The following is an 11,082-nucleotide window of genomic DNA, read 5'->3' as shown; positions in this document are numbered from 1 at the left end:
GCCTCAGCGCCGATGATAGTGCGGGTTCCCGTGTGAAAGTAGGTCATTGCCAGACTCCCCTAAAGAAGCCCAGCTCAGAAGAGCTGGGCTTTTTGCTTTGGGCGGCGGAAGTGGAAGAGTGCAGAACAGCAGCAAAGCGAAGCCCCACACAAAACCCTCGACAGATAGCTGCACCGCGAACCGCCCGCGCCCAAGCCAGCGGCGCAAACCCAACCCCTCAAACAAAGCCCAGCGTAGCTGGGCTTTGTTCGTTGACGAAATCGCTAAGTGCTTGCCGATCTCTTTCTTGGGTACTTTTCTGGAGGCTTTGATTTTAGTTAGCTACATTTGCATACCCCACTTGGGTATACGCAAGAGGCTGCTCGAGTTTATTTCATTTCCGCCTGTGTTGGCTTATGCGACAATATTGGCATTAATCAGTAATGGATGATCCCATGACGCGTGGGCGTTTTATATCGGTAGAAGGGCTGGATGGCGCTGGTAAAAGCACGCATTTGCAGTGGCTGGTCGAGCATCTGCGCCAGCAGCAATTAAGTGTTGTGCAGACGCGTGAACCAGGTGGCACGCCATTAGGGGAGCAATTGCGTACTTTGTTGCTCAATGAGGCGATGCATCTCGAGACCGAAGCCCTGTTGATGTTTGCTGCGCGCAATGAACACATCCAACAGGTGATTTTGCCCGCCTTGCTAAGGGACGAATGGGTGCTGTGTGATCGCTTTACCGATGCCACTTACGCCTATCAATGTGGTGGTCGTGGGCTTGATCTGACTAAATTTAGCCAACTGGAACATTGGGTGCAAGGCCGGACAGAGGGCTTGCTGGAGCCAGATCTGACGCTAATTTTCGATGTGCCGCTAGAGGTCTCGCAAGCACGGATGGCCAATGGCCGGGTGTTGGATCGCTTTGAGCGCGAACAGGCGGATTTCCATGCCCGAGTGCGCGCTTCCTATTTACAGCGGGCTAAGTCTGCGCCGCAGCGCATTAAAGTGATTGATGCCAATCGCTCTATCGAGGCGATTCAGTATGAGTTGGCCACCATTTTGGGTCCATGGTTACAGGAACAGGCCTGAGTATGAGCGCATTGCCGTATCCATGGCTGGCTGAGCCCTGGCAAGAATTAAGCCGTGAATTAGACCGCCTACCGCATGCGCTCTTGCTCACCGGTGAGGCCGGTATTGGTAAGCGGGCACTAGCGCAGCATTTAGCGCAACTACTGTTGTGCGAAGCCAGTGAAAAAGCGACCGAACCATGTGGCGAGTGCGATGGCTGCCGCTGGTTCCTGGCGGGTAATCATCCTGATTTTCGCTTATTGCAGCCCGCCAGCGAAGCTGATGAAAGCGAAGAGTCGAACGATGCCAAAAAGACGAAAAAGCCCTCTTCGCAAATCAGCGTGGATGATGTGCGTGAACTGGCTGACTTTGTGAATCTAAGCGCGCACCGCCAAGGGCGACGGGTGACGATAGTCGCCCCAGCAGAAGCCATGAACTTGGCCGCGGCGAATGCCTTTCTGAAAACACTGGAAGAGCCACCGGCGGGGGCCATCTTTATCTTGATCGCGGATCACTGGCGGCGGCTGTTGCCCACGATCCGTAGTCGTTGCCGGGTGTTTCCACTGGCCATGCCCAATCATCAGGCCGCCGTGCAATGGCTGGCGAGCCAAGGCATTGTGAATCCGGAGTTACATCTGGCGCATAGCGGTGGTGCCCCATTGGCCGCGCTGGAAGACGCGGGCGCGGCCTGGCATTCGATCCGGCAGCAATTGCTGGAAAAACTCGCGGAGCCCGCCGCGCTGAATGTTCTGGCCTTGGCCGCAGAGCTGGAAAAAGCCAAGCTTGAAACTGGTATTCTGGTCGAATGGTTACAAAAATGGGTGTATGACGCGATCAGCTTGGGCATGAGTGGGCAGATTCGTTATTATCCTGATTGGCAAGATGCCCTGGCCCGTGTGGCCTTGCGTGCTGGTCAATTGCTGCCATATCAGCAACAATTAAATGAAGCCCAGAAATTGGCGCATCATCCGCTCAATCAGCGCTTGGTGCTGGAAGGTTTACTGTTTGCATATCTGGATGCATTACGCGGCCAGACGCAGCGAGGTTGAATTAAATGAGTCAGGATGCCATTCGTACCCCCACCACGCGTCCCGGGGTGCTGTCACTGAATATCAAAGAAAAAGCAGCACTGTATGCTTCGTATATGCCATTTATTGCCGGCGGCGGGATTTTTATCCCGACCAATAAAGGCTACAACCTTGGCGACGAAGTCTTTATGCTGCTTTCATTGCTGGATGACCCGGCCAAAATCGCTGTCTCGGGCAACGTAGTCTGGATTACCCCACCTGGGGCGCAGAATAATCACCAGCAGGGGATTGGGGTGCAGTTTTCCTCTAATGAAGCCGGTAATCAAGCCAAGGTCAAAATCGAGAACCTCTTGGGCGGGTATCTACAGTCCGGCCGGACCACCCATACCATGTAATCCCGACTAGAAAACTATGGTATTGTTAGCAGCCGCATCGTTGATGCGGCTTTTTGTTGCTTGAGTATCCCGCTATGCAGTTTGTTGATTCCCATTGCCATATTAATTTTCCTGAGCTGGCGGCTGATCTGCCGGCTTTGCTGCAGCAAATGCAAGCCAATCAGGTTAGCCATGCGCTCTGCGTGGCGGTGAATTTACCTGAGCTACCCAGTGTATTGGCGCTAGCCGAGAGCAAACCCAATCTGTTTGCCTCGGTTGGGGTGCATCCCGATTATGAAGACACCCCTGAGCCTGGCGTTGCCCAATTAGTTGAGCTGGCGCAGCACCCGAAAGTGATTGCGATTGGCGAAACCGGCCTCGATTATTTCCGCTTAAGTGGTGATTTGGAATGGCAGCGCGAACGCTTTCGCACCCATATCCGCGCGGCCAAGGTGGCCAAGTTGCCGCTGATCATTCATACCCGTGCTGCCAGTGAAGACACAATCCGCATTTTGCGTGAAGAAGGCGCCGATGAGGTCGGCGGCGTGATGCACTGCTTTACCGAAAGCTGGGAAGTCGCACAGGCGGCGATGGAGCTGGGCTTTTACATTTCGCTCTCTGGGATTGTTACCTTTAAAAAAGCGCTGGAGCTCAAAGAGCTGGCCCGGCTCATGCCGCTGGAGCGCTTGCTGATCGAAACCGATTCGCCGTATCTCGCCCCGATGCCGCATCGCGGCAAAATGAATCAACCCGCCTGGGTGCGCCATGTGGCCGAGCATATTGCCGATCTGAAAGAAGTACCGCTGGCGGCTGTGGCCGAGGCCACGACGCGTAATTTCTTTCAGCTGTTTAGCCGCGCCCAGCCATGAGTACGCGCTGGGCAGGGCCGGTAGATGTCTTGCTGCTGGGCGTGGGTTCCAGTGGTGGTTCGCCGGCGCTCGGCTGCGCCTGCCCAACCTGCACGTCCAGTGATCCACGCAATGTCCGCACCCGCGCCTCGGCCCTGCTGCGCGCCGGTGGGCAGACATTTCTAATTGATACCGGCCCGGATTTACGCCAGCAAGTGTTGCGCGAACAGATTTTGCATGTGGATGCCGTGCTTTACACCCATCCGCACGCTGATCACTTAAATGGTATTGATGACTTACGCGCTTTTTGCTGGCTGCAAAAAGCGGCCTTGCCGGTGTATGCCAACCGCCTGATGGCTACACATTTGCGCGAACGTTTTCCCTATACCTTGCTGCAGCCCAATGATTTTTGGGATAAGCCGGTACTCACCCTGCACGAAATCGAGTCGGAGCCGCTGCAACATGGTGGTGTCTGGCTAGAACCGATCCCCATCTTGCACGGCAAATGGCCCATTTTAGGCTGGCGGCTGGGTGGCGTGGCTTATCTCACTGATGTTTCGGCGATCAGCGCAGAGAGTCTGCAGCGCCTGCAGGGCCTGGAGCTCTTATTGCTGGATTGCCTGCGCGACAAACCGCACCCCACGCATTTATCGGTGGAAGAGGCCATCGCGCTGGCCACGCGAATTGGGGCCAAGCATACCGTGATGATCCATATGACGCATGAGCTGGAATATCACGCCCTGAGTGCACGCTTGCCAGCGGGGATGTCGGTTGGCTACGACGGCCTGAAATTGCAGATCAATGGAGCGAGCGATGAGCCAACCTGAGCAAAGCTTAAATGTCCTTGGCCAGCCTTTGCTGCCATGTAGTTTCAACCCCTTAACGGGGTACTTTCGCGATGGCTGTTGTCGCGGCAGCGCGCACGACGGCGGTCAGCATATTGTTTGCGCCCAGATGAGTGCCGAGTTTCTCGCTTTTTCCGCGCGCATGGGCAACGATCTGCTCACACCGCGACCTGAATGGGGTTTTCCCGGTCTGCAAGCGGGTGATCGTTGGTGTTTATGCGCGCGGCGTTGGGTAGAGGCGCTGCAACAAGGCGTAGCGCCCCCGATTTATTTGGCCGCCACCGATGAAGCGATCCTCGAGCTGGTTTCACTGGAAACCCTCGTGGAATACGCGCTGGATCGCCCCTGATTTTCTGGGGTATCTTGCTGTAGGGCAAAATTAATCAGGCTTGGCGAGCAATACATCGTGGCGTATAGTCAATTTGTCTGCCCAGTTTGCACCGCAATGCTTGATCCACGCCACCGTTAGTCATTTGCGGTGCGCAGAGGGGCGCTTGCCTGCCTAAGCTGGGATATATTCCTGCGCCTTGTAAGGAGTCGGCCATGCGTAGGCTGCTATTTGCCATTGGTTCGCTGTGCTTAAGTAGCCAGTTGTGGGCGGCTGAAGTGACGATCTTCGCTTCCGATAATTACCGGCCCCTAAGCTGGATGGAAAACGGCAAGCCCAAAGGGCTGGTTCTAGATGCATTTGAATTTGTGCAAAAAGAAACCGGCATCCAGATCCGCTATGAAATGCAGCCATGGAATCGCGTGTATAAGCTGGCCGAGCAGGGGCAGGGTGGGATTATCGGGCTGACCTACAATCAGGAACGGGCCGCGATTTTTGATTATTCACCGGTGGTGTTTGATAGCCGGGTTGATATTGTGGTGCTCAAGCAAAAGCCCCTCAGCTACAGCCAGCTTAGCGATTTAAGCGGTAAACGGGTCGGTGCCTTGATTGGCGTGAGCTTTGGGACGGAAGTTGATCAGGCCATCAAACAAGGCCAGATCAGCACCATCCGCGATCAGTCGCATGCGGCTCGGTTGCGCAATCTGCTGGCCGGGCGGATCGATGCGGCATTTTATGCTAATGCCCAAACCGAATTGCCGCGGGTCATGGCCGATGACCCCGAGCTGAGCCGCGCACCCAGCCCATTCATGATCTTGCCAACGCCGCTAATCAAAGACCCGGTGCATGTCGGTTTTCGCAAGGGCAGCATCGATGAGGCCACGCGGCAAAAACTGTATCAGGCCTTTGAAAAGTGGGCCAAGCAGCGGGATAAGAGTAGCAATTAGTCAAAATAGAAGCCAGCTGACTTAGTCGCGGCTTTGCAGCGCAGCAGCAATAAAAAACGGACGGTAAACCGTCCGTTTTTTATTGGGCCATGGCGTTAGCGCTCAGCCTAGCTTATTTATTATTGGCGATGCGGGTCTGGATATTTTTGACCCGGTCTGCCGAAGCGGGGTGCGAATCCAGCATGCTGTGATCGCCGCCGCCCAGATCGGCCAGTTTTTGGAAGGCGCTGGCCAGTGCCTCGCGCTTGAGTTTCTTCTGGGTCAGCAAATCGAACGAGAAGTTATCGGCATCCAGCTCTTGCGATTGTGAGAATTGCGCATTGATCAGCGCTTCGGTGAATTTACCCAAAGTTGAGCCGCTCAGCGCCGCGCCGGTGGTGCCGCCGTATTCGCCCACTGCTGATTTAGCCGCCGAAACGGTGTAGGCCGTTTGCATGGCTTTACGGCTATGGCCCAGAGCCACGTGGCCCATTTCATGGCCCAGTACGCCGATGATCTCGTCATCGGTCATCAAATCCATCAGGCCGCTATACACGCGGATGCAGCCATTGGCCATCGCCCAAGCGTTGACATCGGGAGTGATATACACCTTGTAGTTCACTGGCTGGCCGTTGATTTCATTGCCGAGTTTTTTGGCAATATTGTCCAGACGTTTGCTGTACTTGTCTTTCGGGCCGGCGATTTTCTCTTCGGCATCGCTTTGCGTGCAGGCTTGATCGGCCAGTGATTTCACATCGGTATCGCTCAATGTCGCCGCTTGCAGAGCTTGTGTGCCCACTTTCAGGGCTTTGTTCAGATCAAAAGCGTGGGCTGGAGACAAGGCCAGGCCTAGCAGACCCGCGAGCAATACAGTGCGCAGTTTCATGATTACAACTCTGTTTGGTAGAAAGCAGGCAATTTTAGGTGTGTGTCAGCGTTGTGTCAAAGACCGTGGGTCGGTTGGAGGGGCTTGGTCGGCGGCAGTGTGAACAAGCGCCCATTTTGGGTATTGCAAGGGTTAGGTTTAGGGGTATCTTCGCCAAGGATAGCTATTTAATAGCCTTGGTGCTGATACCTGGTGGTGTATCTGCGGATATTCCGACTTGACGCCCCAAAGCTGAGGCTAAATCTTGGGCTAATTGATAGCGCTGGGGCGCTTAACTGAGTGCTAGGGCGGCGCTGTGGCTTGCTGAGTTGGGTGCCAAGCACTGATGCGGATGTGTTGGTAATAACGTTGATCTTCAGCAGTGTTGCCGCTTTGGCGCAGCTGTTCAGGGGCGCAGAGCCGATTTTTGCTTGTCGCCACCGCCAGCCGTCCAATATCATGGGGATATCGCAATCAAGGAGTGCAGGGCGGCGCGATCGCCCGAGTATGGATAATTTTTTATTGACCTTGCTGGCCCTGTTTTTGGTGCTGCTGAATGGTTTTTTTGTAGCGGCCGAATTCGGCTTGGTGAAATTGCGCCAAACCAAGGTGCAAAGTATGGCCCGCCAGGGCTGGCAGGGGCAGATTCTGCTGAAAGTGCATAGCCAGCTGGATGCGTATTTATCGGCCTGTCAGCTCGGCATTACTCTCGCTTCGCTGGGCTTGGGCTGGGTGGGCGAACCGGCGTTTGCCGGCTTGGTGGCCCCCGTGTTTACCCTGTTGGGCATCGATAATCCGGTACTACTGCATACTACCTCGTTTGTTTTTGCCTTTACGCTGATTTCCTTTCTGCACATTGTGGTCGGCGAGCTCGCCCCGAAATCGATGGCCATCCGCCTGCCCGAGGCGGTTTCGCTGTGGACGGCGACGCCGCTGTATGTCTTTTACTGGCTGATGTATCCAGCTATCTGGCTGCTCAATCGCAGCGCCAACTGGGTGTTGCGTGTGGTTGGTTTGGGCAATGCCGGCGGGCACGATGTGCATTACTCTGCCGATGAACTCAAACTGATTATTCGCGCCAATCAAGATAGCGATGCCAACACGCCGCAAGAGTGGAATGTGATGGCGCAATCGCTGGATTTCAGCAAGCTCAAAGTCGCCGATCTCATGCGGCCCTTTCATGAGGCTGCGGTGCTGCACGCCGACCGCACGCTGGCTGAAAACCTGCAAACGATTGCCGAGCAGCGCTTTAGCCGCTATCCCTTTGTTGATGAGGATGGGCAAGTTTTGGGGGTGATTCACCTGAAAAACCTGTTTCTGGCCGAATTGCGTGATCAGGAAGTCGTTGACCTCACCGAGTATATTCGCCCGGTCGAGCTCGTTAGCCCCGATTTGCCGCTGAGCGAGTTATTTCGCCGCTTTCGCGCTGGCGCGCCGCATTTTGCCGTGGCCGCGTATGACGATGAAACGCCGCTGGGCTTTCTCACGCTGGATAATCTTTTGGGTGCGCTAGTGGGCGAGATCCGCGATGAATTCCGTCAAAGCCGTAACGACTGGATGCAGCAAGATGATGGCTCCTTGCTGGGCAAAGGCAGTTTGCCGCTGTTTTCACTCGGCCGCGCTTTGGGGATGGATATTGATCATCCGGAAGCTGAAACCGTGGGCGGGCTGGTGCAATGGAAGCTCGGTGATATTCCGGCCGAGGGTGAGCGCATCGAGTTTGCCGGCTTTGATGTGGTGATCAAGAAAATGAATGGCCCGCGTATTGTGATGGTGAAGGTCATACCGCATACCGCTGTCGATGACGTGCTGGATGCCGATGGTTAAAACTTAAGCGCCCAGCTAGCGGCACTGGCAATCATCCCCAAACAAAAAGCCACCGCAGTGCGGTGGCTTTTTAGTCTGCTGACAAATCTTTTAGTGGCTGGGCGATGTTACCCCGCCTGGGTATAGCTCTTAGCGCTTTTTAGTGACGATTACGCACTGATATACCCCACCAAAGATCGTTTCTTTCTCCCAGTGGTAGCGCTCAGGCTGTTTGGCATAATGGCTAATCTCATGCTGCCACAGCGCATTGGCAAAAGGCTCCAGATAGTGGTTCACCAGCTTGAGAATATAGCGAATCGGCTGCCAGCGGGCAGGATTGTGGTAATCAACAAACACCAGTTTGCCATCGTCGGGTAGCTGCTCCAGCATGTGCTCGACGATTTCGCGCTTTTTCTGCTCGGGCACTTCATGCAGCAGGAAAAAGCTGCAAATCACATCAAAGCGACCTTCGGGCTGATAGTCGGCCGCATCGCTGCGGATAACTTTGGCCCATGGCATGTCTTTGAGTTTGCGGCTGCCGTGTTCGATTTGAATCGGGGTGACATCGGTCAGGACGAATTCGCCATGCGGGCCCACTTTTTCCGCCGCACGTTGCACCAGATCGCCATATACGTGGGCCAATTGCCACACGCGCTGGCCGGGCTGAAGCTGGGCCAGATACCGGCGCATCAGGCGCTGATCGTTTAAAAACAGCAAGGTTTTCACCACCAGATTGCGATCCAGTGCCCGCACCCAGTTTGGGTCGACATAGGCCCAGTCGTAGACCTCGGTCATGTAAGTCGGCACGCCTTCGTAATACGGGTTTTGCTGCAGAGGGGGCGGATTTTTAGTCATGATCGTAACTCGGCTGGCGGTGGGGAATGCCTAAATCCTAAGCGTTTCATGTGACGTTTGATTTGCTTTAGCCCAAGGTTTATGGCGAAAAACCGCATCAGTAAATCCCTGCATGGGCTTTCCTTGGCTGTAGTGTTATGCTAGGCCACCGGTTAATAACTACGTCATTTAGCTACGTTTGAGTGTCCTGCATGTCGATTGAACAGCTCAGCCCCCAGCCCGTTTGGCAACATTTCGCCCGCCTGTGTCGGTTTCCCCGCCCATCTAAACATGAAGCCGCCTTGCGTCAGCATTTGCAAGAGTGGGCCAGCGCGCAAGGGCTCGCGCATGAGCTGGATCAGGTCGGTAATCTGATTATCCGCAAGCCCGCCAGCCTCGGCTGGGAAAACCGGGTGGGTGTAGTGCTGCAAGGCCATTTGGATATGGTGGCGCAAAAGAACGAAGCCACTGCGCATGATTTTCTGCGCGATCCGATCCACCCGCGCATTGAGGGCGATTGGGTTAAGGCCGACGGCACTACGCTGGGCGCCGACAATGGCATGGGCGTTGCGGCCGCTTTGGCGCTTTTGGAGGCGCGCGATATCGCGCATGGGCCGCTGGAAGTGCTGCTGACCATTGATGAAGAAGCCGGCATGACCGGGGCCAAAGGGCTGCAGGGCGGCCTGTTGCAAGGCCAGTATCTATTCAACCTTGATACCGAAGATTGGGGCGAGATTTACATCGGCTGTGCCGGTGGTGTGGATCTGACTTTATCGCGCTCGCTCTCGTGCGCGAGTATGCCGGCCGGCTATCTGCTGTTTGATGTGGCGCTCACGGGTTTGTTGGGTGGGCACTCCGGGGTTGATATCCATCTGGAGCGGGGTAATGCCATCAAACTATTAGCTGGCGTGCTCTCTGAGGCGATACCCCGCTTTGATTTGCGCATTGTGGAGTTGCGTGGCGGTACCTTGCGTAATGCCTTACCCCGTGAAGCCTTCGCCCGCGTGGCGCTGCCGGCCTGTGATGCCGGGCATTTTGCCAGCCTGATTGCCGCGCACCAAACGACCTTGCAAGCGGCCTATGCCGGTGTTGAGCCGAATATGCAATTGGCTGTGCAGCCTGTGACGGCCGCGCATGAATTGCATGCGCTGAATACCGCTGAAACCCGCTTGGTTACCGATATGTTGCTGGCCTTGCCGCATGGCGTGCGCCGCTGGAGCCCGCATATCGAGAACGTGGTGGAAACCTCGAACAACCTCGGCGTAGTGCGCATTGATGCCCGCCGCTTTGAAGCCGTGTTGATGCTGCGCTCGCTCACCGATCCGGGCTTGGATGAACTGCAAGCCAGTATCGAAGCGCAGGCGCGGCTGGCCAGTATTCAGTGCGAAGCCGAAGGGCGCTATCCGGGCTGGGCGCCTAATCCGGAATCGCAAGCCTTGGCCTTACTGCAAGCCGTTTACCGGCAAACGCTGGGTGAAGACGCCGCGGTGAAGGTGATTCACGCCGGGCTGGAATGCGGCTTGATTGGTAAGGCCTATCCGGCGCTGGAAATGGTGTCGTTTGGCCCGACCATCCGTGGGGCGCATTCGCCGGATGAGCGCGTGGAAATTGCTTCGGTGGCGCGCTTCTGGCAATTGCTTTGCGCGGCGCTGCAGGCGGTACCGCAAGCGGCTTGAACTTTGCGGGCTGGCCCCGATCTGTGCCATTGTCATGTAGCAATAAATACAAGGTGCGTCGATGAAACGTGGAATGCAACTCGGGCTGGCGCTGCTGCTGGCCAGTAGCCATGTGCCAGCCGCCAGCTGGGGCGATTTACGCATTGGCGCGCCCTTATTACAACGGCTGGCGCAGCAACCCAGCGCGGGGCGCTTACTGCTAACTTTGCGCAATCAGGGTCAGTTGCCAGAGCGTTTGCTCGGGGTGAGCGCCAGCTGGGCCGGAAATATCGCTCTGCAGCAGCAAGTGGGGCCGCAGGATGCACCGCATTGGCAAGTGGTGAATGAAGTGCTGGTGCCGGCACAGGGCCAGTTTTCTTCGCTCGCGCCGGATTGGCGCTTGGTGCTGCAGGATATCCCTGCCGCCGATGCGGCGGCCTTACCGATCCGTTTGCATTTTGCCCGTGCCGGCGCGATTGAGCTGCAAGCACGGGTGCTGGCGCAGCCCAGCTAAGGGGCTGTGT

Annotated in this window: 12 protein-coding genes; 10 read left to right on the top strand and 2 right to left on the bottom strand. The window is 55.9% G+C overall.

All coding sequences use genetic code 11. From position 1 onward, the window contains the following. Positions 1 to 434 precede the first annotated feature (434 nt). The 7 genes from tmk (at position 435) to L991_RS02890 (ending at position 5,419) form a co-directional block, all read left to right on the top strand. A complete protein-coding gene (gene tmk, locus L991_RS02920; protein WP_047392070.1) occupies positions 435 to 1,070 on the top strand; it encodes a dTMP kinase in 636 nt (211 codons plus the stop codon). 2 nt (positions 1,071 to 1,072) lie between these two features. Then, on the top strand, positions 1,073 to 2,098 hold the full coding sequence (gene holB / locus L991_RS02915) for a DNA polymerase III subunit delta' (protein ID WP_052190535.1): 1,026 nt from the start codon (positions 1,073 to 1,075) through the stop codon (positions 2,096 to 2,098). Between the two features lie 5 nt (positions 2,099 to 2,103). Beyond that, on the top strand, positions 2,104 to 2,472 hold the full coding sequence (locus L991_RS02910) for a PilZ domain-containing protein (RefSeq protein WP_034619201.1): 369 nt from the start codon (positions 2,104 to 2,106) through the stop codon (positions 2,470 to 2,472). Positions 2,473 to 2,546: 74 nt separating this feature from the next. Continuing rightward, the gene (locus L991_RS02905; protein ID WP_047392032.1) at positions 2,547 to 3,320 is read left to right on the top strand and encodes a TatD family hydrolase; all 774 of its coding nucleotides are present in this window, start codon (positions 2,547 to 2,549) and stop codon (positions 3,318 to 3,320) included. After that, positions 3,317 to 4,126, top strand: coding sequence for an MBL fold metallo-hydrolase (locus L991_RS02900; RefSeq protein WP_034619199.1), 810 nt, complete (start codon positions 3,317 to 3,319; stop codon positions 4,124 to 4,126). Before L991_RS02905 ends, L991_RS02900 begins: the two co-directional genes overlap by 4 nt. Beyond that, a complete protein-coding gene (locus tag L991_RS02895; protein ID WP_156128963.1) occupies positions 4,113 to 4,493 on the top strand; it encodes a DUF2237 family protein in 381 nt (126 codons plus the stop codon). The genes L991_RS02900 and L991_RS02895 overlap by 14 nt, the downstream gene beginning before the upstream one ends. Before the next feature lie 194 nt (positions 4,494 to 4,687). Next, positions 4,688 to 5,419, top strand: coding sequence for an ABC transporter substrate-binding protein (locus tag L991_RS02890; protein ID WP_028449513.1), 732 nt, complete (start codon positions 4,688 to 4,690; stop codon positions 5,417 to 5,419). A 112-nt stretch (positions 5,420 to 5,531) separates the two neighbouring features. Here L991_RS02890 and L991_RS02885 read toward each other — a convergent pair whose 3' ends face one another. Continuing rightward, complete coding sequence (locus L991_RS02885; RefSeq protein WP_047392027.1) at positions 5,532 to 6,284, bottom strand: M48 family metallopeptidase; 753 nt, start codon at positions 6,282 to 6,284, stop codon at positions 5,532 to 5,534. A gap of 486 nt (positions 6,285 to 6,770) precedes the next feature. Between L991_RS02885 and L991_RS02880 the strand changes: the two genes are divergently transcribed. Continuing rightward, positions 6,771 to 8,090 carry a hemolysin family protein gene (locus tag L991_RS02880; RefSeq protein WP_047392024.1) on the top strand — a complete coding sequence of 440 codons (1,320 nt, stop codon included), beginning with the start codon at positions 6,771 to 6,773 and terminating at the stop codon, positions 8,088 to 8,090. 129 nt (positions 8,091 to 8,219) lie between these two features. Here the strand turns inward: L991_RS02880 and rquA are convergent, their stop codons facing one another. Next, complete coding sequence (gene rquA / locus L991_RS02875; RefSeq protein ID WP_047392021.1) at positions 8,220 to 8,924, bottom strand: rhodoquinone biosynthesis methyltransferase RquA; 705 nt, start codon at positions 8,922 to 8,924, stop codon at positions 8,220 to 8,222. A gap of 191 nt (positions 8,925 to 9,115) precedes the next feature. Here rquA and L991_RS02870 point away from each other — a divergent pair, with 191 nt between their 5' ends. Together L991_RS02870 and L991_RS02865 are read left to right on the top strand one after the other, a co-directional pair. Next, positions 9,116 to 10,579, top strand: coding sequence for an aminoacyl-histidine dipeptidase (locus tag L991_RS02870; protein WP_047392019.1), 1,464 nt, complete (start codon positions 9,116 to 9,118; stop codon positions 10,577 to 10,579). 61 nt (positions 10,580 to 10,640) lie between these two features. Continuing rightward, complete coding sequence (locus L991_RS02865) at positions 10,641 to 11,072, top strand: copper chaperone PCu(A)C (protein WP_156128962.1); 432 nt, start codon at positions 10,641 to 10,643, stop codon at positions 11,070 to 11,072. The last annotated feature ends 10 nt before the right edge of the window (positions 11,073 to 11,082 follow it).

The organism is Chitinibacter sp. ZOR0017, assembly GCF_000799095.1.
In the GTDB taxonomy this organism is placed as follows: Bacteria; Pseudomonadota; Gammaproteobacteria; order Burkholderiales; family Chitinibacteraceae; genus Chitinibacter; species Chitinibacter tainanensis.
This window is presented reverse-complemented; position numbering and strand designations above follow the sequence as displayed.

Coding starts and splice junctions, on each gene's coding strand:
- L991_RS02905 (WP_047392032.1), top strand. CDS start 2,547: ATGCAGTTTGTTGATTCCCATTGCCATATTAATTTTCCTGAGCTGGCG.
- L991_RS02870 (WP_047392019.1), top strand. CDS start 9,116: ATGTCGATTGAACAGCTCAGCCCCCAGCCCGTTTGGCAACATTTCGCC.
- L991_RS02910 (WP_034619201.1), top strand. CDS start 2,104: ATGAGTCAGGATGCCATTCGTACCCCCACCACGCGTCCCGGGGTGCTG.
- L991_RS02885 (WP_047392027.1), bottom strand. CDS start 6,284: ATGAAACTGCGCACTGTATTGCTCGCGGGTCTGCTAGGCCTGGCCTTG.
- L991_RS02880 (WP_047392024.1), top strand. CDS start 6,771: ATGGATAATTTTTTATTGACCTTGCTGGCCCTGTTTTTGGTGCTGCTG.
- holB (WP_052190535.1), top strand. CDS start 1,073: ATGAGCGCATTGCCGTATCCATGGCTGGCTGAGCCCTGGCAAGAATTA.
- L991_RS02865 (WP_156128962.1), top strand. CDS start 10,641: ATGAAACGTGGAATGCAACTCGGGCTGGCGCTGCTGCTGGCCAGTAGC.
- rquA (WP_047392021.1), bottom strand. CDS start 8,924: ATGACTAAAAATCCGCCCCCTCTGCAGCAAAACCCGTATTACGAAGGC.
- tmk (WP_047392070.1), top strand. CDS start 435: ATGACGCGTGGGCGTTTTATATCGGTAGAAGGGCTGGATGGCGCTGGT.
- L991_RS02890 (WP_028449513.1), top strand. CDS start 4,688: ATGCGTAGGCTGCTATTTGCCATTGGTTCGCTGTGCTTAAGTAGCCAG.
- L991_RS02900 (WP_034619199.1), top strand. CDS start 3,317: ATGAGTACGCGCTGGGCAGGGCCGGTAGATGTCTTGCTGCTGGGCGTG.
- L991_RS02895 (WP_156128963.1), top strand. CDS start 4,113: ATGAGCCAACCTGAGCAAAGCTTAAATGTCCTTGGCCAGCCTTTGCTG.